Source organism: Brachybacterium sp., assembly GCF_036379615.1.
Taxonomy (GTDB): Bacteria; Actinomycetota; Actinomycetes; order Actinomycetales; family Dermabacteraceae; genus Brachybacterium.
Window position 1 is genome coordinate 111774 of record NZ_DASVGJ010000069.1, and the last position, 22816, is coordinate 134589.

At 70.8% G+C, this 22816-nt stretch carries 21 protein-coding genes, 2 tRNA genes and 1 pseudogene; 17 read left to right on the forward strand and 7 right to left on the reverse strand.

Translation table 11 applies throughout. From position 1 onward, the window contains the following. Positions 1–59: 59 nt before the first annotated feature. Entirely contained in the window at positions 60–581 is a 522-nt protein-coding gene (locus VF289_RS16210; RefSeq protein ID WP_330884974.1) for an acyl-CoA thioesterase, read from the reverse strand. Between the two features lie 133 nt (positions 582–714). Here VF289_RS16210 and orn point away from each other — a divergent pair, with 133 nt between their 5' ends. The 3 genes from orn (at position 715) to VF289_RS16225 (ending at position 4832) form a co-directional block, all read left to right on the forward strand. Beyond that, on the forward strand, positions 715–2619 hold the full coding sequence (gene orn, locus VF289_RS16215) for an oligoribonuclease (protein ID WP_330884940.1): 1905 nt from the start codon (positions 715–717) through the stop codon (positions 2617–2619). A gap of 168 nt (positions 2620–2787) precedes the next feature. Continuing rightward, positions 2788–4092 (forward strand): MFS transporter, encoded by a 1305-nt coding sequence (locus VF289_RS16220; protein ID WP_330884941.1) that lies wholly within the window; start codon positions 2788–2790, stop codon positions 4090–4092. Next, positions 4092–4832, forward strand: a complete 741-nt coding sequence (locus tag VF289_RS16225; RefSeq protein WP_330884942.1) for a M24 family metallopeptidase — start codon at positions 4092–4094, stop codon at positions 4830–4832. Before VF289_RS16220 ends, VF289_RS16225 begins: the two co-directional genes overlap by 1 nt. Before the next feature lie 55 nt (positions 4833–4887). Here the strand turns inward: VF289_RS16225 and VF289_RS16230 are convergent, their stop codons facing one another. Further along, positions 4888–5235: a thiamine-binding protein gene (locus tag VF289_RS16230; protein WP_330884943.1), complete on the reverse strand. Its 348-nt coding sequence runs from the start codon at positions 5233–5235 to the stop codon at positions 4888–4890. 128 nt (positions 5236–5363) lie between these two features. Between VF289_RS16230 and VF289_RS16235 the strand changes: the two genes are divergently transcribed. After that, positions 5364–5436 (forward strand) — tRNA-His (locus VF289_RS16235). A gap of 95 nt (positions 5437–5531) precedes the next feature. On the opposite strand, the gene VF289_RS16240 is transcribed toward VF289_RS16235, so the two are convergent. Next, complete coding sequence (locus VF289_RS16240; RefSeq protein WP_330884944.1) at positions 5532–6539, reverse strand: hypothetical protein; 1008 nt, start codon at positions 6537–6539, stop codon at positions 5532–5534. Between the two features lie 151 nt (positions 6540–6690). Here VF289_RS16240 and VF289_RS16245 point away from each other — a divergent pair, with 151 nt between their 5' ends. Next, positions 6691–9213, forward strand: coding sequence for an FAD-dependent oxidoreductase (locus tag VF289_RS16245; protein WP_330884945.1), 2523 nt, complete (start codon positions 6691–6693; stop codon positions 9211–9213). A 31-nt stretch (positions 9214–9244) separates the two neighbouring features. Here VF289_RS16245 and VF289_RS16250 read toward each other — a convergent pair whose 3' ends face one another. Further along, a complete protein-coding gene (locus tag VF289_RS16250; protein ID WP_330884946.1) occupies positions 9245–10021 on the reverse strand; it encodes an IclR family transcriptional regulator in 777 nt (258 codons plus the stop codon). 96 nt (positions 10022–10117) lie between these two features. Here VF289_RS16250 and VF289_RS16255 point away from each other — a divergent pair, with 96 nt between their 5' ends. The 5 genes from VF289_RS16255 to VF289_RS16275 all read left to right on the forward strand — a co-directional run bounded on the left by VF289_RS16255 (position 10118) and on the right by VF289_RS16275 (position 14647). Beyond that, positions 10118–11344 (forward strand): glycine cleavage T C-terminal barrel domain-containing protein, encoded by a 1227-nt coding sequence (locus tag VF289_RS16255; RefSeq protein ID WP_330884947.1) that lies wholly within the window; start codon positions 10118–10120, stop codon positions 11342–11344. Further along, positions 11316–12194, forward strand: coding sequence for a methylenetetrahydrofolate reductase (locus tag VF289_RS16260; RefSeq protein WP_330884948.1), 879 nt, complete (start codon positions 11316–11318; stop codon positions 12192–12194). The genes VF289_RS16255 and VF289_RS16260 overlap by 29 nt, the downstream gene beginning before the upstream one ends. 108 nt (positions 12195–12302) lie before the next feature. Next, positions 12303–13202 (forward strand): GTP pyrophosphokinase family protein, encoded by a 900-nt coding sequence (locus VF289_RS16265; protein WP_330884949.1) that lies wholly within the window; start codon positions 12303–12305, stop codon positions 13200–13202. 21 nt (positions 13203–13223) lie between these two features. Next, on the forward strand, positions 13224–14015 hold the full coding sequence (locus VF289_RS16270) for an NAD(P)-dependent oxidoreductase (RefSeq protein WP_330884950.1): 792 nt from the start codon (positions 13224–13226) through the stop codon (positions 14013–14015). Beyond that, positions 14012–14647, forward strand: coding sequence for a Pr6Pr family membrane protein (locus VF289_RS16275; protein WP_330884951.1), 636 nt, complete (start codon positions 14012–14014; stop codon positions 14645–14647). Before VF289_RS16270 ends, VF289_RS16275 begins: the two co-directional genes overlap by 4 nt. 62 nt (positions 14648–14709) lie before the next feature. Here VF289_RS16275 and VF289_RS16280 read toward each other — a convergent pair whose 3' ends face one another. Beyond that, a complete protein-coding gene (locus tag VF289_RS16280; RefSeq protein WP_330884952.1) occupies positions 14710–15552 on the reverse strand; it encodes a maleylpyruvate isomerase family mycothiol-dependent enzyme in 843 nt (280 codons plus the stop codon). Positions 15553–15706: 154 nt separating this feature from the next. Here VF289_RS16280 and VF289_RS16285 point away from each other — a divergent pair, with 154 nt between their 5' ends. The 4 genes from VF289_RS16285 to VF289_RS16300 all read left to right on the forward strand — a co-directional run bounded on the left by VF289_RS16285 (position 15707) and on the right by VF289_RS16300 (position 18840). Then, entirely contained in the window at positions 15707–15925 is a 219-nt protein-coding gene (locus VF289_RS16285; protein ID WP_330884953.1) for a heavy-metal-associated domain-containing protein, read from the forward strand. Beyond that, positions 15925–16053, forward strand: a complete 129-nt coding sequence (locus VF289_RS16290) for a hypothetical protein (RefSeq protein ID WP_330884954.1) — start codon at positions 15925–15927, stop codon at positions 16051–16053. Before VF289_RS16285 ends, VF289_RS16290 begins: the two co-directional genes overlap by 1 nt. A gap of 78 nt (positions 16054–16131) precedes the next feature. Further along, complete coding sequence (locus VF289_RS16295; RefSeq protein WP_330884955.1) at positions 16132–18444, forward strand: heavy metal translocating P-type ATPase; 2313 nt, start codon at positions 16132–16134, stop codon at positions 18442–18444. Between the two features lie 27 nt (positions 18445–18471). Then, positions 18472–18840 carry a metal-sensitive transcriptional regulator gene (locus tag VF289_RS16300; RefSeq protein ID WP_330884956.1) on the forward strand — a complete coding sequence of 123 codons (369 nt, stop codon included), beginning with the start codon at positions 18472–18474 and terminating at the stop codon, positions 18838–18840. Positions 18841–18942: 102 nt separating this feature from the next. Here VF289_RS16300 and VF289_RS16305 read toward each other — a convergent pair whose 3' ends face one another. Further along, on the reverse strand, positions 18943–19836 hold the full coding sequence (locus VF289_RS16305) for an SDR family oxidoreductase (RefSeq protein ID WP_330884957.1): 894 nt from the start codon (positions 19834–19836) through the stop codon (positions 18943–18945). A 270-nt stretch (positions 19837–20106) separates the two neighbouring features. On the opposite strand from VF289_RS16305, the gene VF289_RS16310 reads away from it, so the two are divergent. Both VF289_RS16310 and VF289_RS16315 read left to right on the forward strand, forming a co-directional pair. After that, on the forward strand, positions 20107–20880 hold the full coding sequence (locus tag VF289_RS16310) for an ABC transporter ATP-binding protein (RefSeq protein WP_330884958.1): 774 nt from the start codon (positions 20107–20109) through the stop codon (positions 20878–20880). 101 nt (positions 20881–20981) lie between these two features. Next, a tRNA-Lys gene (locus VF289_RS16315) sits at positions 20982–21055 on the forward strand. A gap of 77 nt (positions 21056–21132) precedes the next feature. On the opposite strand, the pseudogene VF289_RS19605 reads toward VF289_RS16315, so the two are convergent. Further along, a pseudogene (locus VF289_RS19605) lies at positions 21133–21357 on the reverse strand (helix-turn-helix domain-containing protein); the annotation flags it as partial. Between the two features lie 339 nt (positions 21358–21696). Between VF289_RS19605 and VF289_RS16320 the strand changes: the two are divergent. After that, positions 21697–22632 (forward strand): hypothetical protein, encoded by a 936-nt coding sequence (locus tag VF289_RS16320; protein ID WP_330884959.1) that lies wholly within the window; start codon positions 21697–21699, stop codon positions 22630–22632. The last annotated feature ends 184 nt before the right edge of the window (positions 22633–22816 follow it).

The window sequence follows — 22816 nt, forward strand, 5'->3', positions numbered from 1 at the left end:
TGGAAGGCTACTGCGTCCCTCCCGGTTCGGCGAGGGGATATCGGTCGTGCCCGGGGAGCTCAGAGCTCGCGGCCGTGGCGTGAGGATCCCTCGTTCCACTCGGTGACCCAGTGCGGGACCTCGAGATGCTCCGGCACGGACCCCACCAGGCCCAGCACCTCCTGGACGTCGACCGAGCCGCCCGAGGTGCGCAGGAAGCGGGCGCGCACGATCGCGTCGGCGATGACCGTGCTCCCGCGCCGGAAGACCTGCTCCATGTAGATCCATCGCTCGTCGTACCCGATCACGCGGGTGGCCACCTCGAACCTCTGCCCCAGCGTGAGGGACCTGCGGTAGGTGATGGTCTGTCCGGCCACCACCGGGTACCAGCCCTGGTCGGTGACCTGCTTCCAGAACCCCGAGCGGAGCATGAGGTCCATCCGCCCCAGGTCCATGATCGAGAGGTACCGGCCGTTGTTCATGTGGCGCTGCACGTCGAGATCCGCGAGGTTCACGCGGAAGCTCGCGTGCGAGGTGTCCCAGATGCTCAGCGGTGCCTTCCTCCGCACGCGCAGGAAGAACAGCAGCAGGCGGAAGTACATGTTCACAGCGGGGTCCTCCCGGAAGCCTCGTCGGCTCGTCGTCGAATCCGGATGACTGAAGAGTAACCTTCTGCACCGCCGTCGCGCCCACCGCCGGAGCCGCTCGCGAGCGCGCCCGCGATACTGTTGTCCGGTGACCTCCAGCTCCACACGTGCCATCAATGACCGCATCATCTGGGTCGACTGCGAGATGACCGGCCTCGACAAGCAGCGCGACGCGCTGGTCGAGATCGCCGTGCTCGTGACCGACGCCGACCTGAACATCCTCGGGGAGGGTGTCGACGTCGTCATCAAGCCCCCGGCCGAGTCCCTGCAGGGCATGGATCCCTTCGTGGTGAACATGCACACCGTCTCCGGGCTGCTCGAGGAGCTCGACGGCGGGATGAGCCTCGAGGAGGCCCAGGCGCAGTGCCTGGAGTACGTGCGCCAGTACTGCCCCGAGCCCGGCAAGGCGCCGCTCGCGGGCAACAGCGTGGGCACCGATCGCGTGTTCCTGGACCGCGACGTGCCCGAGTTCGCGAACTGGCTCTCCTACCGCACGATCGACGTCTCCAGCCTCAAGGAGCTCGCCAAGCGCTGGATGCCGCGGGTCTACTACAACATCCCCGCCAAGCACGGCGGCCACCGGGCGCTCGCCGACATCCGCGAGTCGATCCAGGAGCTGAAGTACTACCGCGAGGTGTTCCTGGCGCCTGAGCCCGGCCCCACCACCGCCCAGGCCCAGGAGGCCTCGCGCGCCTTCGAGCTGCGGGAGGACCCCCAGGCTCCGGCCTCCTCCGCCCCCGGCCCGCACCTGCCCTGGCTCGAGCGAGCCTCGCACCGCAGCTGGCTCGAGGGCGAGGGCGACGAACTGCTCCAGTTCGCCTCCGAATCGGTGCGCGAGGACGGCGGCTTCGCCTGGCTGGACGAGGACGGCGAGCCCGATCTCTCCCGGCCCTCAGAGCTGTGGATCACCTGCCGGATGACGCACTCCTTCGCGCTGGGCCATCTGCTGGGCCGGCCGGGCCTGGGGCGTCTGGCCGATCACGGCCTGGACTCCCTGCGCGGCGTGTTCCACGACGACGAGCACGGCGGCTGGTTCTCCGCCGTGGCCGATGGCGCCGCGGTGGACGACTCCAAGCAGGCCTATGCGCACGCCTTCGTGGTGCTCGCCGCCGCGAGCGCGACCGCCGCCGGTCGTCCGGGCGCGCGAGAGCTGCTCGACGAGGCGCTCGCCGTCCTGGACGAGAAGTTCTTCGAGGAGTCCGCGGGCATGAGCGTGGACACCTACGACCGGGCCTTCGCCGCCTGCGAGGAGTACCGCGGGATCAACGCGAACATGCACACCGTCGAGGCGCTGCTCGCCGCGGCGGACGTCACCGGCGAGCGTCGCTGGCTGGACCGTGCCGTCGGCATCGCGACCCGCGCGATCGACGAGTTCGCGCGCTCCAACGACTGGGCGCTGCCCGAGCACTTCGACGTGGACTGGTCCCCGCTGCTGGACTACAACAAGGACCAGCCGGCCCACCCGTTCCGCCCCTACGGCGCGACGATCGGGCACTGGATCGAGTGGTCGCGCCTGGTGCTGCATGCGCGCGCCGCGCTCATCGCGGCCGACGGAGAGGCCCCGGAGTGGATGCTCGAGGCCGCCACCGCGCTGATGGAGAAGTCCGCCGCGGCCTTCGGGGCCGACGGGCAGCCCGGCTGGGTCTACACCGTGGACTGGGACGGCACCCCCGTCTCCAGCGAGCGCATGCACTGGGTCGCGGCCGAGGCGATCGGCGCCGCGGCCGTCATGCACCAGGTGACCGGTGAGCGGATCTGGGCCGAGCGCTACGAGCAGTGGTGGGAGTACATCTCCACCTACCTGCTGGATCCCGAGAGCGGCTCGTGGTTCCACGAGCTCGATGCGGACAACGAGGTCCAGGGCGTGACCTGGCCGGGCAAACCCGACATCTACCACGCCTTCCAGGCCACGCTCATCCCCCGCCTGCCTGTGACGCCCGTGCTCGCCGCGGCCCTGCGGGACGGCCTGCTGGACCACGACCTGCACAGCTGAGCAGACGGCGAGGACCACCTCGCACCGCGGGCCCCGCTTTTCTCCTCGTGGAGGCGGGCGGGGCCCGTTCGTCGTGGCGGCGCCCGTTCGTCGTGGCGGGGCCGGGCGCGCCCGTCGGCCGCCTGCACCGGAGCCGCTGGCCGCGCGATCCCCGCGTACCCTCCCCCTGTGCCCCCTTCCCCCGATTCCCGCGGTTCCGCGTTCCTGGACCTGCGTCCCTTCCGCGCCAGCAGCGCCTTCACGAAGCTGTGGATCGGGTCGACCCTCGCGGGCCTCGGCGGTCAGCTCACGATCGTCACCGTGATGCTGCACGTTTTCGCCCTGACGGGCAGCACCTTCGCCGTCTCCCTGGTCGCCGTCGCGGGCCTCGTGCCGATGATCGTCGCGGGGCTGTACGGCGGGATGCTGGCCGATGCCTTCGACCGTCGCCGCGTCGCGCTCGCCGCAGCCGTGGTCACCCTGCTCTCCACCGCGCTGCTCGCCGGGCTGACCTGGGCCGGGCTGGAGACCATCGCCTGGCTGTACCTGCTCAGCGTGATCAACTCGGCCGCGAACTCGGTGGGCATGGCCACCCGCACCGCGATCGTGCCGCGACTGATCCCCGCGGACCTGCTGGCGGCGGCGTCCGCGCTGAACGGCATCACGATCGGCGTGATGGTGATGGCGGGCCCGGCGCTTGCGGGCGTGCTCGTGGCGGCCACCGGCTACGGACTCACGTACACGATAGACGTGGTGCTCATGCTGGCGATGTTCCTGGGCCTGTGGAGCCTGCCCGCGCTGCGACCCGAGGGCGAGATCGTGCGGCCCGGCCTCGCCTCTCTCGTGGACGGCTGGCACTACCTGCGCCGCTCGGCGAACATCCGCACCCAGTACCTGATGGACATCATCGCGATGACCTTCGGCAATCCGCTGACCCTGTTCCCGGCGCTGGGCACCGTGCTGCTGGGCGGCGGCGCGATCACCACCGGGGTGCTGACGGCCTCCGTCGCGGCGGGCACCTTCCTCTCCAGCGTCTTCTCCGGGAGGGCCTCCCGGTACCGCTGGCACGGTCGCGGGATCGCGCGCGCGATCCAGGTGTACGGCGTCGCGATCGCGATGTTCGGCGCGGTGCTGCTGGTGGGCACGTTCTTCCCGGGCGCCGACGCGAGCACCCCGCACCTGGCGCTCATCGCGGCGGCATGCCTGGCCCTGGCCGTCTCCGGTGGGGCGGACAACATCTCCTCGATCTACCGCAACACGATGATGCAGGCCGCGGTGCCCGATGCGATGCGCGGCCGCCTCCAGGGGATCTTCATCGTGGTGGTGGCGGGCGGGCCGCGGGTGGGCGCCCTCTACGCCGGCGCCCTCGCCTCGCTCACGGCGCTGTGGTTCCCGCCGCTGCTGGGCGGGCTCGTGGTGATCGTGCTGGTCACGGTGCTCCTGCGCCGGCTGCCCCGCTTCCGGGAGTACGACGCGCTGGCACCGGTGGCGTGATGACGTCCCAGAACGCCGACGCGACGCCGACCCCAGAGGACGACGCCGTGCAGGACCATGCCGCGATGCAGGACATGGCACGAGCCGCGATGGAGACCGCCAGGGCATCGCTCCGTCCCGGCCAGTCCCTCCACGAGCTCCGCGGGCTGTGCGAGGACACGCTGCGAGAACTGGGGGCAGATTCCTTCTGGTACTGGGGCATCGGTGCCTTCGTCGTCGCCGGCGAGGACACCGTCCTGTCCGTGTCCGGCCGGGAGTACCGCACCCCGGAGCACGTCCTGGGCGAGTCCGAGCTCATCACCGTCGATCTCAGCCCCCAGCGCCGCGGCATCTGGGGCGACTTCGCCCGCACCCTCGTGCTCGAGGACGGCGTCCCGCTGGCCGACGCGCGCGAGAGCAGACGGTCCGAATGGAGCGACGCCGTAGCGGTCGAGCACGCGCTCCACGACGAGCTGCTGCGCATCGCGCAGCCCGACATGACCTTCGAGGATCTCGCCCGAGCCATGAACCACCGCATCGCCGCGCACGGCTTCGAGAACCTCGACTTCCGCGGCAACCTGGGCCACTCGATCGCGCGCGAGAGCTCCGCACGGATCTACCTCGAGCACGGGAACCGAGCGCGGCTGGACAGCGTGGAGCTGTTCACCGTCGAACCGCACATCCGACCGCTCGGCGGCCGGTACGGCGTCAAGCACGAGAACATCTACCGCTTCGTGGACGGGACCCTGTCGGCCCTGTGAACAGCCCGGGTGGAACGGCAGGGCAGAGCCCGGACCCGATCGGGGTCGGCGGACTTCAGGCCTCCGAGCCGCCGAGGACCTGCTCGATCCGCTGGACCTTCCCGTCCAGCTCGCCCTCGTGGCCGGGACGGATATCCGCCTTCAGCACGAGCGAGACGCGGGATCCGTAGCGCCCGGCCTCCTCGGTCGCACGGCGCACCACCTCCATCACCTCGCCCCACTCCCCTTCGATCTCGGTGAACATCGAGCTGGTGCGCGTGGGCAGTCCGGACTCCCGCACGATCCGCACCGCGGCGGCGACGGCGTCGTGGACGCTCGCGGCGTCGGACCCGTCGGCGAGCTCGCGCACGAGGGTGGGGTCGGAGGGCTCACCGGTGGGCTGGACGGAGAAGGCGACGATCATGGCGCCAGTCTGCGGGAGCCCTGCTGGGCGATGCAATGCGTCTCACACTCCCGCAGCGCTCTCACGGGCGAGATCGCCCCGCGGAGACGGTATGCTTGTCTCTCGTTGCGGGTCTCGATCCGCACATGGTGGTCGTAGCTCAGTTGGTAGAGCTCCTGGTTGTGGTCCAGGCGGTCGCGGGTTCAAATCCCGTCGATCACCCCGAGAAGATGAAGGCCCCGGTGAGTGTTCATCGGGGCCTTCGTCGTCATGTCCAGGCCCGGTGTCCGTGGGGTCGCGAGCCCCGTCGGCCCGCCTCAGCGGCGCCCTCCGAAGAGCCGCTTCAGACCGCCGAGCATTCCGCCCGGAGCGTCGACCACCATCGGCTCGGGAGCCGACGGGTCACCGTCCAGCACCAGCAGGGCGGTGCGAGGGATGTTCAGCAGCTCGAGCAGCTGGGCGAGCGGATCACCGTCGACATCGTGCGCGCCGCACAGCTCTCTCAGCTGCTGCTGTCCCGCCACCGGGCCGAAGGCCGCAGCCAGCGCGTCGCAGGCCGCGGAGCGCTCTGCGGTGTCGTCGAACTGCCCCACCCAGACGCTGTTCCAGTGGATCGCCTCCAAGAGGTCGTCGCGATCCTCGAGGACGACGCCCGAGCCGCCGCCGCGGGACAGCTGGAGCACCGGGCGGTCCGTGCCCGGCGCACTGCCGACGTCGAGGGCACCAGGGCCGAGCCCCGGGGCGTCAGGGTCATGCACCGTGAACCAGTCTCCACCGATCTCCGTGAGCACCCATCCTCTGTCGTCGCGGGCGAACTCCTCGGCGAGTCTGCGGCGCCGCTCTGCGTCGCCGCGGTCCAGCAGGACATCCCGCTCGGTGAGGTCCTCCAGCTCCGGCAGCCCGCTCTCCTCACCGTTGACGGCCTCGGCGACCTGGGAGAGGGCGAGCTCCTCCTCCGCCGTCGTCTCCCCGAGCAGGTGCTCCTCGAGGGCGAGGCGGAACGGCTCCGCGACCTCGGGCATCCTCAGCGTCGCGGCGATCGCGGCGGGAGCCTCCGCCGGGATGCTCCCGTCGTGGGCGTCCCAGACGAACCTCTGCTCCGCTCCCCCGGCGCGCACGCGCACCACGCGCGGATCCCCGACCTCGCCGAGGACCACCCGGTCCCAGGACCCCGGGAGCGCCGCCTCCTCCTCGACCCAGGCGGCGGTCCACCCGTTCGGCGCGGTCGGACCCACTCTCCACATCCGGGCAGAGTCATCAGGAACGGGAAGAGGGGCGAAGGCGGCGAGGATCTCGTCCTGCGACGCCCGGGCGATGAGCAGCATGGGCTGATCCTAGAGGTCCCGTGTCCCGATGGTCGCAGCGGCCCGAACGGCGCCTCTCCACCGAGCCTCCTCGGATCGTGCGGTCCCGCCTCTGGGCACAGCCCGACTTCGCGACTACCGTGGGAGGGCCACGGGCAGGTCGGAGGACGCCATGGCACAGTTGCCGGACCGCGCAGACATCGTCGTCATCGGAGCGGGGGTGGTGGGCAATGCCGCCGTCGCCCACCTCGCGGAGCGGGGATGGCGCCGCATCGTGCAGATCGACAAGGGCCCCCTGCCGGATCCGGGCGGCTCCACCGGGCACGCCTCGAACTTCGTGTTCCCGGTGGACCACTCCAAGGAGATCACCGACCTCACCGTCGACTCCCTGCACCAGTATGGAGAGCTCGGGGTGCTCTCCCGGTGCGGAGGCATCGAGGGCGCCCGCAGCGCCGAGCGGATGCAGGAGCTCACCCGTCGCCTGACCTCCGCCCGCTCCTGGGGCGTGGAGGCGCACCTGCTCTCGCCCGGCGAGATCCAGGAGCTCGTGCCGCACTGCGAGGCGAACCTGTTCGTCGGCGGGTTCTACACCCCGACCGGGGCGATCGTGGACCCGTTGCGCGCCGGCGAGCTCTTCCGCGAGCGCGCGGCGGCCCTGGGGGCGCTGACCACTCTCGAGGAGACCGAGGTGACCGGCATCGAGACGGCCTCCGGCCGGGTGCGGCGCGTGCTCACCGACCGCGGCGAGGTGGAGACAGAGCTCGTGCTCATCGCCTGCGGCGTGTGGAGCCCGCAGGTGGCCGCCCTCGCCGGGGCCGCGATCCCGCTCACGCCCGCCGTGCACCAGATGCTCGACGTGGGCCCGATCCCGGCCCTCGCCGAGACCGAGGAGTGGGTGAGCTTCCCGCTGCTGCGCGACATGGACAACCTCATGTACGAGCGCCAGCGCGGCGCGGACCTCGAGATCGGCTCCTACGCGCACCGGCCGCTGCTGCACGACCCCGGCGAGATCCCGCCCGTGGGGAACCACCCGGGGCAGGCGAGTCCCACCAGCTTCCCGTTCACCGAGGAGGACTTCACCGCCCAGATCGCCCACGCGCGCGAGCTCTTCCCCTCCCTGCTCACCGATCCCGAGCCCCCGCGGCGCACCGCGCTCAACGGCCTGCTCTCCCTGACACCGGACGGCGGCGCCCTGGTGGGCGAGACCCCTGAGGTCGCCGGGCTGTGGTCCGCCGCCGCGGTATGGATCAAGGAGGCCGCCGGGGTGGGGCGCATGGTGGCGGAGCTGCTCACCGACGGCACCAGCGAGATCGACGCCCACGGCTCCGACATCGCCCGGTTCCACCCTGCGCAGCGCACCCGCGAGCACGTGCGAGCTCGCGCCGCAGAAGGCTTCCCCAAGGTGTACGGCATCAGCCACCCGCGCGAGCAGTGGCTCTCGGACCGCCCCATGCGCACCGGTCCGCTGCACTCGCGCACCGCGGCGCTCGGCGCGGTCTTCCACGAGGCAGCCGGGTGGGAGCGCCCGCAGTGGTACGAGTCCAACCGGCCGCTGCTGGAGGAGTTCGGCGACCGGCTCGAGGAGCGCACCCACGAGTGGGACGCCCGCTGGTGGTCGCCGCTCATCGAGGCCGAGCACCTCGCGATGCGCGAGCGGGTCGCGCTGGTGGACCTCGCCGCCTTCGCGATCCTCGACGTCACCGGGCCGGGAGCCCTGGCGTTCCTCGAGCATCTGGCGATGGCGCGGATCGACGTGCGCCTCGGCCGAGTGGTCTACACGCCGCTGCTCACCGCGACGGGCACCTTCCGCAGCGACCTCACGATCGTGCGCCGCGGCGAGCAGGAGTTCCGCGTGATCACCGGCGGCGCCGAGGGCGGGCGCGATCTGGCCTGGCTGCGCCGCCACCTCCCGGCCGACGGATCGGTGCACCTCACGGACTCGACCTCGGCCCTCTCCACGATCGGGGTGTGGGGGCCGCACTCCGCGGACCTCGTCCAGGGCCTCACCCGGACCGACCTGTCCGCCGACGCCTTCGCCTTCGGCACCGCGCAGGACGCGGTGATCGCCGGGGTCCCCGTCTCGATGCTGCGCATCAGCTACGTGGGCGAGTCCGGATGGGAGCTGCACACCGCCACCGAGCTCGCCCCGCGGCTGTGGGACCGGCTCTGGGAGGCCGGTGCGGGGCTGGGCGCCATCGCGGCCGGGATCGGCGTGTACGGCACGACGGGCCGACTGGAGAAGGGGTACCGGCTGATGGGCGCCGAGCTCACCGGGGAGCACGATCCGGTCGAGGCGGATCTCGCGCTGCCGAAGGTCAAGCGCACTGACTTCATCGGCCGGGACGCCTATCGGTCCGCCCGCGAGCGCGGGCCGGCGGCGATGCTGTGCACTCTCGCCCTGACCGGCGCTCCGAACGAGGCGGGCGCGGCCCGGTGCCCGAGCGGCGGGGAGCCGATCCTCTCTCCGGACGGCGAGGTGCTGGTCGATGCCCGAGGGCGGTGCTCCTACGTCACCTCCGCCGGCCCGGCGCCGTCGCTCGGGCGGTATCTGATGCTCGCCTACCTGCCGATCGAGCAGGCTGTGCAGGGCGCGCCCGTGCAGGTCGAGCTGCTGGGCTCGCGCATGCCGGCAGAGGTGGTGTGCGTGGGCCGCACTCCTGCCTTCGACCCCGAGGACTCGCGCATGAAGGGTTGAGCGGGAAGGCGCGGGGCCGCGCGCGCGGAGCTCATCGCGTTCCGGTGACCTCGGGGCGGTGCCCCAGGCGCCGGGAGACCTCGGCGGCGGCGCGCCGCACCTCGGCCGCGACGTCCGGGAGCCGCGCGCTGGTGAGCCGGTAGGCGGGACCGGCCATGGACAGCGCCGCGACCACGTCCCCGTCGACGCCGCGGATCTCGGCGGCCACGGCGTTGAGCCCTTCCTCGAACTCCTCCTCGGCGAGCGTCCAGCCGCGCTGCGCCGCTTCGAGAAGCTGAGTGCGCAGGGCTGCGGGATCGGTGAGGGTGTGCGCCGTGAAGCGTTCCAGCTCTCCGGCCAGGACGTCCTCGCACTGCGCCTCGGGCAGGTGGGCGAGCAGGATCTTGCCGCTCGAGGTGGCGTGCAGGACGGTCGCATCTCCCACCCAGTTGTGCAGGGCGACGGTGCGGGTGCCCTGGGCCTGGTAGACGTTCACCGCCGCGCCCGAGCGGTAGACGGCGAGGTTGACCGTCTCCCCCAGGCGCTCGGCGAGCGCGTCGCAGACCGGTCCGCCCTGCGCGGCGAGGTCGAGCCGGGGCCGGGTCGCCGCAGCGAGACGGAGGATCCCGATCCCGAGCTGCACGGGGCCGCCCTCGACGGGCCGCTCGACCAGGTCGTGCCGCACGAGCGCGGCGACCAAGCGGGACGCGGTGGACTGGTGCACGCCCAGCTCCTGCGCGATCCGACTCACGCCGCAGCGTCCCTCGCGCGCCAGGATCTCGAGCACCTGCGCCGCCCGTTCCACCGACTGCACACCACCTGCCGACATCTCCTGCCCTCCTCACCCATGCGCATCGTGCATGCCATTGCGTAGAACGCACCCTAATGCCACAGTGAGCTACGGACACGATTCCTGGAGGCCACGATGACCGTGAACCCGAATCCCCATGTGCTGCTGTACCCCCGCATCCGCAAGTCCCCGTTCTTCTACGCCTCGAGGCGTCACGGGGTCGCGATGTACAGCGTGTACAACCACACCTATCACCCCCGGCACTACGGCGACCCGGTCGCGGAGTACTGGGCGCTGCTGGAGGGCGTCACCCTCTGGGACGTCGGCGTCGAACGGCAGATCGAGATCTCCGGCCCCGACGCCTTCGACTTCACCAACCTGCTCGTCACCCGGGACCTCTCGAAGTGCAAGGTCGGGCAGTGCAAGTACGTCTTCCTCACCGATCAGCACGGAGGGATCCTCAACGACCCGATCCTGCTGCGGCTGGAGGAGAACCGCTTCTGGCTCTCGCTCGCCGACAGCGACATCCTGCTGTGGGCCCGTGGAGTCGCCGTCCACGCCGGGATGGACGTGCAGATCGAGGAGATCGACGTCGGCCCCGTGCAGGTGCAGGGCCCGAAGTCCTATGCCCTCATGCGCGACCTGCTCGGCGAGGCCGTCACGGACATCCGCTACTACTACCTCCACGAGTTCACGATCGACGGGATCGACGTGATCGTCTCCCGCACGGGCTACACCGGCGAGATCGGCTACGAGATCTACGTCAAGAACGCCTCCCGGGACGCAGAGCGGCTGTGGAGGCTGGTGTGGGACGCCGGCCAGGCGCATGGTCTGGAGGTCATCGGCCCCTGCCACATGCGTCGCATCGAGGGCGGGATGCTCGCCCATGGCGCGGACATCACCGTGGACACCAACCCCTTCGAGGTGGGCATGGGCTACGACTGGATGGTCGACCTCGACCAGGAGGCGGACTTCATCGGGAAGGATGCCCTGCGCCGGATCAAGGCCGAGGGGCCTGCCCGGAAGCTGGTGGGCCTCGAGCTCGGCGGGGCACCGCTGGGCACCTACAACGACGGCTCGATGATCGATGCCTTCCCCGTCCTCCACGACGGCGAGGTCGTCGGGAAGGTGACCTCCGCCTGCTTCTCGCCCCGGCTGGAGAAGAACATCGGCCTCGCCCTGGTGCCCGCCTCGCTCTCGGAGGTCGGCACCCGCTTCACCCTCGATGTGGCCGAACGGCCCGGCACGCAGCTGCTCTCGGGAGAGGATCTGGTGGAGGCGCAGGTGGTGCCCAAACCGTTCATCGATCCCACGAAGGAGCAGCCCAAGAGCGATGTCTCCTCCCTCGACACCGCCTCCTGACCAGCGGCGCCCTGCGGGACCGCAGCATTCCGTGCCGCAGGAGCGCGCCGCCGGACCGGAGCAGGCCACCCAGTTCGAGGTGATCCCGTTGCGCGGCATCGCCGACGAGGTGATCGCGCAGCTGCCTCGCGGCGCTCGCATCACAGTCACCGCCTCCCCGGCCCAGGGTCTGCCGGCGACGATCGAGGTGGCGTGCACCCTGGCCGCACAGGGCTTCCACGCGATCCCGCACCTGGCCGCACGAATGCTGCGCGGTCCGGGCGAGGTCGAGGAGCTGCTGGAGAGGCTCTCCGCGGCCGGGGTGCGCGAGGTCTTCGTCATCGCGGGCGACGCCCCTCAGCCCGCAGGCCCGTATCCCGGTGCGCTCCCCCTGCTCGAGACCCTCACCGCTGCGGGCTCCGGGGTGCAGATCGGGATCGGCGCCCATCCCGAGGGGCATCCCTTCCTCGAGACGGCGGAGGCGCTGCAGCTGCTGCGGCGGAAGGCGGAGCACGCCTCCAGCCTCGTCACCCAGATGTGCTTCGAGGCCCCGCCGCTTCTGGAGTGGGTGCGCTCGGTGCGCGAGGCCGGAATCTCCCTGCCCGTGAGACCCGGCATCGCGGCTCCCGTCAGCACCGCCCGCCTGCTGCGGATCGGCGCCCGGATCGGGGTGGGCCGCTCCCTGCGCCTGCTCACCGAGGGGGATTCCGGGGTGCGGCACCTCCTGGGACGAGGCACCTGGGACCCGGCGCCCCTGTTCTCCCAGCTGGACGCGGCCGCCGTGGCGGAGCCGGAACTCGCGCTCGCAGGACCGCACGTGTACACCTTCAACGCCGTCCGCGCCGCCCGGGAGTGCGTGGCGGCGCGCTGACCAGGCCCTCCGCAGTCCGACACCGGCACTCCACCGCGGCTCCACCACCTCTCCAGCCTGGTCTGGCATCGTCGGGGCATTGATCCTCTCCCGAAGGAACACCTCGACATGGATGACTCGGACTCACGCGGCACAGGCGCCGCGCCCCACGACAGCGCCCCGGACCTCACCGCCACCCCGGTGAGCGCGGGCACCGCGGACGGTGCAGGCGCCCTGGAGCGCGCGGGCACCGCGGACCCCGCAGCCACCTCGACGGAGCCTGCCGGGGACGACGCGAGCACCACGCCCGATGAGGTGGGTGCGCTCATCGCGGCCCGGCAGCAGCAGCTCCTGCACGAGGAGCCTGATCCCGAGGAGCTCGCCGCCCGGATGCGGCAGGTGTACGAGGAGCTCACCACGTTGCGGATGCACTACCAGTTCGGCATCGACGAGGTGCAGACGAAGGTGAACATCCTGCGCCAGGAGTTCGAGCTGATCCACGACTACAGCCCGATCGAGCACGTCCGCACCCGGCTGAAGTCCACCGAGAGCCTGGTGAACAAGGCGATGCGCACCGGCGGCGACATGACGGTCCCCGCCATCCGGCAACGGGTGATGGACATCGCCGGGATCCGGATCACCTGCAGCTTCGTCTCCGACGTCTACTGGATCGCGGAGATGCTCAGCCGCCAGCGAGATCTCGAGGTGCTCACCACAAAGGACTACATCGCCGAGCCCAAGCCCAACGGCTACCGCTCGCTCCACCTCATCGTCCAGGTGCCCGTCTATCTCTCCGAGCACACGGAGCTGGTGCCTGTGGAGCTGCAGATCCGCACCATCGCGATGGACTTCTGGGCCAGCACCGAGCACAAGCTCTCGTACAAGTACCGCAGGAATCTCCCTCTTCCTCTGCAGGAGGAGCTCGATGATGCCGCCCGGGTGGCGGCAGACCTCGATGACCGCATGGAACGGCTGCGCACCGAGATCCGTCCGCGCCCCGTCTCTCCTCCCTCCCCCGCCCCCAGGTGACCACGGGCACATAATGGAGGCATGACGGACTCGACGCCCACCCGACGCGTGCTGATCACCGGAGCCACCGGGGGTGTCGGCTCGCACCTGGCCACCACCCTGGCCGACCGCTACGACCTGGTCCTGCACGGACGCCGCCCGGAGGACGCCCCCGAAGGGGCCACGCTCAAGATCGCCGAGCTCGACGAGTACGCCCAGGTGCTCGCCCTCATGGACGGCGTCGACACCGTGGTGCACATGGCCGGGGCGGCCTCACCGGAGTCCAGCTGGGAGGCGGTGCTCGAGGCGAACCTCATCGGGGTGCGCAATGTGCTCGAGGCGGCCCGTGAGGCGGGCGTGCGCCGCGTGGTGCTCGCCTCCTCCAACCATGCGATGGGCATGTACGACCGCCACGAGGAGTGGCCGGTCTATCCGCACCAGCTCCCGCGCGGGGACTCGCTCTACGGGGTCTCGAAGATCTTCGGTGAGACGCTGGGACGCTTCTATCACGACGAGCACGACCTGGACGTCATCAACCTGCGCATCGGCTGGTTCGCCGAGGACCCTCTCGCCGCCGAGGAGGACATCCTGCGCGCCATGTGGCTGAGCCCGTCGGACTGCACCCGGGTGGTGGAGTGCGCGATCGAGGCGGAGGTGCGCTTCGGCCTCTTCTACGCGATCTCCGACAACCCCAACCGTCGCTGGTCCCTCACCAACACCCAGCTGGAGCTGGGATACCGGCCCCAGGACTCGTGGACGGCACTGCCCGGGGCGACCGAGCACGTGGTCGAGGGCGGCGCCGATGTGCGGGACGACTGGCCGCGCGGTTCATGACCCGTCTCGCTGCGGCGACCCGGGCGGTGCTCGCACTGCTGATCCTGGCAGCGCTGCTCAGCAATGCGGTGCAGGCCGCCCGCGACGGACTGCTCGCGCAGAACTTCTCCTACTTCACCAACCAGTCGAACCTCTTCTTCGTGGTCCTGCTGCTCGTCGGCCCCGTGCTCGGAACGCGCAGGCCGCCCTGGTTCGAGGACGTGCGCGGCGCGGTCGCCTTCTACCTGGCGATGACCGGCATCATCTACGCACTGCTGGTCGCACCCCTGGACGAGCTCCTGCGCTGGGACATCGGCTGGACGGGGATCGTGCTGCACCGCCTGGCGCCCCTGGTGGCGCTCGCCGACTGGCTGCTCGCCCCGCGGCGGCGGGTGCCGTCCGCCCGACGGATCCTGTGGTGGCAGCTGTTCCCGGTGGTGTTCCTGACGCTGACCTGGGTGCGCGGCGGGGTGACCGGCTGGTACCCCTATGGCTTCCTGGATCCGACGCTCACCTCCTGGGGGCAGGTGCTGACCACCACGGCGGTGGTGCTGGTGGCCTTCTTCGCGATCGCGACCGCGGTGCACCTGCTCGGCGGCCGGCTGGCCCGGACCTCGCACAGGACCTCGGGGGCGCCGGCCCCGCGTCGCTGAGGCCCCGCGGCGCGTCCCTCGCCGCGGCGCAGGTCAACCGCGGTGCGGCTCGGCGCCGCGGTTCAGTCGTGCCCCTCGGCGATGAGTGCCTCGAGCGCCGCGATCGCCGCCGGGTCCCCCTGGATCTCCACCGTCCCGGCGCCGTCGGCGAGGTGGTCGAGGGCCTGTTGTCGCCCCCACCCCCACAGGGCGAGCGCCAGCACCGTCCCGGCGACGGTGGCGCGGGGCAGCCCTTCCGCCTGGGCCGGATTCTCCAGGCGACGTGCCACGACGCCGTCGAACAGTTCTCCGTCCCGGGGGCGGGTTCCTGACCAGCGGCTGATCCCGAGCAGGGAGCGGGCACCGTCCTCGGGGCGGATCTCGGCGATGGCGAGCAGCTCCACCTCCGCCCAATCCGGGATCCACTCGAAGCCGGCCGGCCACATCACGTCCAGCACGTGCTGGAGGGACGCGGCGGCGCGCTCGGCATCGATGGGCGTGACCGCTCGGCCGGCGGCGAGCTCGGCGTCGACCCGGTGGATGGTCGCCTCGTGGGTCTGCATGCGGCGGGTCACGCCGACGGTCTGCTCCGCGGAGTACCAGAACCAGGCCGGCTCCTCGTCGGCGTGCTGCGCGAGCTGGGCCAGCAGCGCTGCGGTCGCGGATTCGCGCCGTGCGAGCAGTGCGTCCGTGCCCTCGGCTCGCGGTGACTTCGCCTCCTCGATCGCCATCACCTCCTCATCCGTGGTGGCACCGCCGGCGAGGATCGCGGTCCAGAACTCCTGCACCTCGACGAGATGCCACAGCAGGTCCGAGGCGGTCCATTCCGGACAGGTGGGGACCTTCTGGTCGGGGTCGGTGGTCGCCAGTGCGTCGGCCGAGCGCTGGGACTCGGTGCGGATGGTGTCGAGGGCGTCGATGCTCATGTCCCCCATCGAAGCACTCACCTGTGACTGGGGACACCCCTTTCCTCCGTCGGCATCCTCTTGCGCGAGATACCCCAGAGGGGTATAAAGGCGGGGAGGCATACCCCTGGAGGGTATCTCTCGATGATGACCACCACAACTGAAGGAGCACCCCATGAGCGCCACCACCACCGAGTTCCAGGTGACCGGCATGACCTGCGGCCACTGCGAGATGTCCGTGCGTGAGGAGGTCAGCGAGATCGCCGGCGTCCAGGGCGTCGAGGTGAGTCACGAGACCGGCCTGCTCAGCGTCTCGGCCGAGCATGGCGTGGACGACGCGGCCGTGCTCGCCGCCGTGTCCGAGGCCGGCTACTCCGCGGTGCGGGTGGTCTGATGAGGGCCGGTACCCGGGTGGCGCTGTACGGCCTGCTCCTGGCAGTGCTGTTCGCCGTCTCACTCGTGCTGGGAGACCTGCTCGTTCCCGCCTCGTGGGTGGAGGGCTTCTCCGCACCGGGGCACTGACATTCCGCTCCGTCCTCCGCCGCCCGCCCCGTCCTCCGCCACCACGAGCATTCCGCTCGTGAGAGAGAAGACAGCATCATGACCACTCCCCCAGCCCCGCTCCAGCCCGTCCCCGGGGTCGACATCGAGCTCGAGATCGGCGGGATGACCTGCGCCTCGTGCGCGAATCGGATCGAGCGCAAGCTCAACAAGCTCGACGGAGTCACCGCGGCGGTCAACTACGCCACCGAGAAGGCACGAGTCTCCGTGCCCACCGGATATGACCCGCACGACCTCGTCACGGTCGTGGAGCAGACCGGGTACACCGCGACGCTCCCTCGAGCGACGGACGAGGCGGTCTCCGGCGGGGAGGGCGCGGAGCAGGAGGACCCGGAGCTGGTCTCGCTGCGTCAGCGGCTGATCGGCTCCGTGGTGCTGGCGGTGCCGGTGATCCTGCTCTCGATGATCCCGGCCCTGCAGTTCACCTACTGGCAGTGGGCGGTGCTGGCCCTCAGCGGACCGGTCATCGTCTGGGCCGCCTGGCCCTTCCACCGGGCAGCGGCCCTGAACCTGCGCCACGGCGCGGCGACCATGGACACCCTGATCTCCGTGGGCACGATGGCCGCCTTCCTCTGGTCGCTGTACGCACTCTTCCTGGGCACCGCCGGCGAGCCCGGCATGACCCACGAGTTCGCCCTCACCGTCGGCCCCTCCGACGGGGCGGCGAACATCTACCTCGAGGTCGCCGCAGGGGTGACCATGTTCCTCCTGCTGGGCCGCTACATCGAGAGGCGCTCGAAGCGACAGGCCGGCGCCGCGCTGCGCGCGCTGCTGGACATGGGCGCCAAGGACGTCGGCGTGATCCGCGACGGCCTGGAGACCCGGATCCCGATCGGCGACCTCGCCGTCGGGGACGAGTTCGTGGCCCGTCCCGGGGAGAAGATCGCGACCGACGGGGTGGTCTCCTCGGGCAGCTCGGCCGTGGATGCCTCCATGCTCACCGGCGAGTCCGTGCCGGTGGAGGTCGGCGAGGGCGATGCGGTCACCGGCGCGACCGTGAACGCGGGAGGCCGGCTGCTGGTCCGTGCGACCCGGGTGGGCGGCGACACCCAGCTCGCCCAGATGGCGAAGATGGTCGAGGACGCCCAGTCCGGCAAGGCCGAGATCCAGAGGCTGGCCGATCGGGTCTCGGGGATCTTCGTGCCCATCGTGATCGCCGTCGCCGTGATCGTGCTCGGTGCCTGGATCGGGGCCGGCTTCCCGCTCGAGGCCGGGTTCACGGCCGCTGTCGCGGTGCTGATCATCGCGTGCCCCTGCGCCCTGGGCCTCGCGACCCCCACCGCCCTGCTGGTGGGCACCGGGCGCGGTGCACAGCTGGGCATACTCCTCAAGGGCCCCGAGGTGCTGGAGTCCACGCGCCGGATCGACACCGTGCTGCTGGACAAGACCGGCACCGTCACCACCGGCCGGATGGCCCTCGTCGGCGTCATCCCCGGCGACGGGGTGGACCGCGCCGTGATGCTGCGGCTCGCGGGCGCGGTGGAGGACGCCTCCGAGCACCCGATCGCCCAGGCCATCGCCCAGGGCGCCGCCGCCGAGGCGGGCCCGCACCCGGCCGTCGCCGACTTCGAGAACCTCGAGGGCCGCGGCGTGCGCGGTACGGTCGAGGGCCGCACGGTCCTCGTCGGCCGCGCCACCCTGCTCGAGGGTCAGGCGCTGCCCGAACGGCTGGCGGCGGCGAAGACCGCTGCGGAGTCCCGCGGCGAGACCGCCGTCGTGGTGGTCGCCGACGGCGCGGCCCTCGGCGTGCTCGCAGTCGCCGACACCGTCAAGCCCACCAGCGCGCAGGCGATCTCGCAGCTGAAGGGCCTGGGGCTCACCCCGATCCTGCTGACCGGCGACCACAGTGCCGTCGCCGAGCACATCGCCGACGAGGTCGGCATCGACGAGGTCATCGCCGAGGTCATCCCTCAGGACAAGATCGACGTGGTCACGCGCCTGCAGGACGAGGGCAAGGTGGTCGCGATGGTCGGTGACGGCGTCAACGACGCCGCGGCCCTGGCCCAGGCGGACCTGGGCCTGGCGATGGGCACCGGCACCGACGTCGCCATCGAGGCCGGGGACATCACCCTGGTGCGCGGGGATCTGCGCTCCGCGGCCGATGCGATCCGGCTGTCCCGCCGTACCCTGGGCACGATCAAGGGCAACCTGTTCTGGGCCTTCGCATACAACGTCGCGGCGATCCCGCTGGCGGCGCTGGGCCTGCTGAACCCGATGCTCGCCGGCGCGGCCATGGCCTTCTCGAGCGTGTTCGTGGTGGGCAACAGCCTGCGGCTGCGCTCGTTCCGCAGCCGCACGCACGACGAGCAGCCGTCGGCCGCCCCCGCCCCGCAGTCCGTCCCGGTGGCCTGACCACCCCGCCTCCTGGAGGAGACCCCCATGACCACCACCGATCCCACGGCCACCACGGACCCCGCGGCCGCCCCTGGCACCGCACTCTCCTCCGTCGAGAGCGCCGAGGAGCATCATCACGGATACATCTCCGACAAGTCCCGCTACCTCGCCCGCCTCAAGCGCATCGAGGGCCAGGCCCGGGGCCTGCACCGGATGGTCGATGAGGAGAAGTACTGCATCGACATCCTCACCCAGATCAGCGCGCTGAAAAGCGCTCTGGACGGGGTCGCGATGGGCCTGCTCGACGACCATCTCCAGCACTGCGTGGTCGATGCCGCGCGCGCTGGGGGCCCCGAGGGCGAGGAGAAGATGAAGGAGGCCTCCGCCGCGATCGCGCGGCTGGTGCGCTCCTGAGCCCGTCGATTCCCGACTCGCGGGGTCACGTGCAGAGGTCGGTGAGCGCCGAGCGCGCCCCGCGCTGCCGTCCGTTCTCTCGCGGCGCGGTGTCCGCTCGGGTCACGGGGTCGGGCTCCCTCCCGTGACCGCGAGCGTCTCCCCCAGCACGTAGCTGGATTCGGACGAGGTGAGGAAGACGTAGGCCGGGGCGAGCTCGGTGGGCTGGCCCGCTCGGCCCAGCGGCGTGCTCTTCCCGAACTCGGGCAGCTTCTCCTTGGGCTGACCGTCCGAGACCTGCAGCGGAGTCCAGATCGGACCGGGCGCGACCGCATTGACGCGTATCCCGCGGGGTGCGAGCTGCTGGGCGAGGCCCTTGGTGAAGTTGTTGATCGCGGCCTTGGTGGAGGCATAGTCCACGAGCGTGGGCGAGGGCTGGTACGCCTGGATCGAGGTCGAGTTGACGATCGTGGAGCCCGCCGGCAGATGCTTCAGCGCGGCCTGGGTGATGCGGAACATCGCGTGGATGTTCACCGCGTAGGTGTCTTCCCACTGCTGGTCGTCGATCTCCTCGAGGGACTCCACCGCGATCTGCCGCCCGGCATTGTTCACCAGGGCGTCGAGGCCGCCGAGCCCCTCCACAGCATCCTCGACGAGGCGCCGGCAGAAGTCCGCGTCGGCGAGATCTCCGGGCAGCAGCACGGCGTTCCGTCCCTCCGCGCGGATCACTTCGGCGATGTGTCGGGCGTCCTCCTCCTCCTGCGGGAGATAGTTCAGCGCGACGTCGGCACCTTCGCGAGCGAAAGCGATCGCGACCGCCCCGCCGATGCCGGAATCCGCACCGGTGATCAGTGCTCGCCGACCCGGGAGCCGGCCGGTGCCGCGGTAGGACTCCTCTCCGCGGTCGGTGCCGGGGATCAGCTCCGCGTCCAGGCCCGGTTCGGGCTGGTCCTGCTTCGGCGGGGTGATGTCGGGGAAACGCGTGACGGGATCGGTGAAGGTGAGCTGGTCTGCCATGGTGCTGCTCCTCGGGGTCGAAGGGTCGGCGCTCGTCGACACGGGAGGCCGGGACGGCTGCCGGGCAGGTCTCATGGGGTGGAGGTGACGCCTGCCAGGTCACCGCTCTCGTGCTCCCCCCGGGTTCTTCGCCGGGTGGTGTCCTTCCACGCTAGGGGTGGCCGGCGCTCGTGTCGTCAGTGTCGACCGAAAGGTCTGCCTGTTCGACAGCTCGGGCACAGGCTCACTGGCTAGAGTGCTCCGGGACACTCCACCGTGAGAAAGACACTGATGCCTGCTCCCTCCCGCCTCACCGCCAGCTCCCTGCACGCCGGATATCCGGGCGAGGAGGTGCTTCGCGGTGTCGACCTCACCATCGGGGCCGGGGACCCGCCGCTGGGCCTGCTCGGCGCCTCCGGCGCCGGAAAGACGACACTGCTGGCGACGCTCAGCGGCGAGCACCGGCCCTCCGCGGGCCGGGTCACCTGGGACGGCCGTGATGTGGCGAAGCTGCGTGGGAAGGACCGGCGCCGGTTCCGGGCGGCGGTCCGTTTCGTCTCGCAGTACGCGATGACGATCGCGGATCCTCGCGAGACGGTGCGCTCCCGCCTCGAGCTGGCCGCGAAGGAGGCGCGCAAGGGCGGACGCACCCATGCCGTCTCCCCCGCCGAGCTGCTCGACTCGGTGGGACTCGCCGAGCATCACCTGCCGCGCACCATGCGCACCCTCTCCGGCGGGGAGACCCAGCGGGTCGCGCTCGCCACCGCCCTCGCCACCCGGCCCGAGATCCTGGTGCTCGATGAACCGATGACCGCGGTCGACCCCACCACCCGGAGCCGGATCAGCGCAACGCTCGCGGCGACGATCCAGCGACTGGGCATCGGTGCGCTGATCGCCTCGCACGACGTCGAGCTGCTGCAGCGTCTGTGCCCGCAGGTCGCGTTCCTCGGAGAGGGCCGGCTCCTCGCCCAGGGCCCGCTCGCCGACGTGCTCGCCCGCACGGAGCACGCGGACATCCGTGACCTCGCCGAGGCTCAGCCGGTCGCGGTCCAGCGCTTCCGGTGATCACGGCGCCCCGTCGCGAGCACCAGCACTGTTCGCTCGCTCACAGAGCGCCTGCTCGAGTTGGACTCGAGAAGACTTGGGGGTAAAGTTCTTTCCTGTTCGCGCCATTAGCTCAGTTGGTTAGAGCAGCTGACTCTTAATCAGCGGGTCCGGGGTTCGAGTCCCTGATGGCGCACCTGGAGAAGAAGCCCCACCGGTTACCCGGTGGGGCTTCTTCGTGTCCCGGAACAGTCCGAGGCCGTCGAAGAGGTCGCCCACGGGCACGTCGAAGTATCGGGCCAGGCTTGCGACCTCACTGGCCTTCCATGACGTCTCGCCCTTGAGTTTCGCGAACACGGACGCTCGGTGAATCCCTAGCACCGGTGCCAGCTCTGCGTTCTTCAGCCCGGTACCGGCTGCCAGCGCCCGCACTGCTGCGGAGATCCGCGCGTCGTCGTCAGTCTCGCCTGCCTGGGGTCGTTCATTGATAGCACTCATGCAGGAATCCTACTCGCGATGAGAGCTCTAGGCGAGAGATGTCGTCCAGACGTGTTGCTGAGTCGTGAAAACACGACTAGGGTCAGTTCTCATGAGAAGCCAGGCACCGTACGCAGACCTTCTCCTCCGCCAGTCCGGCCACGGAGGGCTGTGGGAGTGGGCGATGGAGCAGCGCCGTTCAGTCCGGCCACTGAGCTGGGCCAAGCTCGCGGAACGACTCGCGGCGGAGACTGGGGGCGCGATCGTGATCAAGGGCGACATGATGAGGAAATGGTTGCTCGCCGCTGAGGACGCTCGCGCTCGCTTTGGCGAGGACGCGGCCAGCGGGGTGAATCGGCCGTGACCGAGGGCAGGGGAACTGAAGATGCGGAGTTCCGACAGGTCATGGAGTCTCTGGCCTCGGACTCCGAGGGGTGGAGCGGGCCGGCTGGGGACGACTTCGTTGCGCTGATGCAGCGCGTGTTCGCTCGCATGATCGCAGGGCGGGGCCGTGGATCGCGCGGCGGTTCGTTGCTGGTCGATCCCACAGATGCCGTCGCTGAGGCAGTGCTCGTGGTGGAAGGGCCTGATCGACTGTCTCGGTCGCAGAACGTGAATCGGATCTTGGCGATGGAGCGGCCGCTCGGCTATGTGGTGGGGGCAGTGGCCGCGAACTTGTCTCGCGCCGATTTGGCGGGACGCATGGGCGCCGGCTCTCGCCAGGTGTCGCGCGGATCATTGCGGATCCTCCACTTCGACGAGCTTTCCCGCGCGCTGGATGGCGAGCCGCTGGACCGGTTGTCCGCTCAGCCTGCGTGGGCTCGCGGGCCTGACGGAACCTCACCGGAAGCGCGGATGGTCGTTGGCGTGTTCGTCGGTCTGCTCGCGCAGAGGTTCCACGTCCGGTCCGAAGCGATCTGCCGTGGCCTTGAGGTGGCTGGTACGGCCGCACTGGCAGGGGACGCCGGGGCGGGGATGACCCCCGCGACGTCGCGGCGGCGGGTCGGTCGGTTCATGAAGGAGCTGCCCTCGCTGCGGGGGTCATTCGACCGGGCGCAAGCGCAAGCGTTCGCGTGGCTGTTGTTCGGGACCGAACGGCACCCGGAGTGGTCGTTGCTCGCGGAGTGCGCTCGGGCGGTACGTGAGGGCGACGCGGTGAAGGTCTCTCCATGGCACGCCCGAAACGCACGCACGGTGGCCGCGCGGCCTGGTCAGGGTCGGCGCGAGCCGGGCCGCCAGCCCGCACTCTTCGCTCCCCCGGTCGAGACGGCACGGCCTAGTCGAATGACGGCATAGACAAACGAAGCGCCGACCCGTGGGTCGGCGCTCCGGAGAAGCGGAGTCGGAACGATCAGGTTTGGCGGCCTGTTCCGAGTCCTGAACCCCACCAATCAAGAGAGGTACGTGGCACATGGTACGACGGCAAACACCGTCAGATCAAGAATCCCAGTGGGCGCTGGGCCTGCTCATCGCGGGGCGG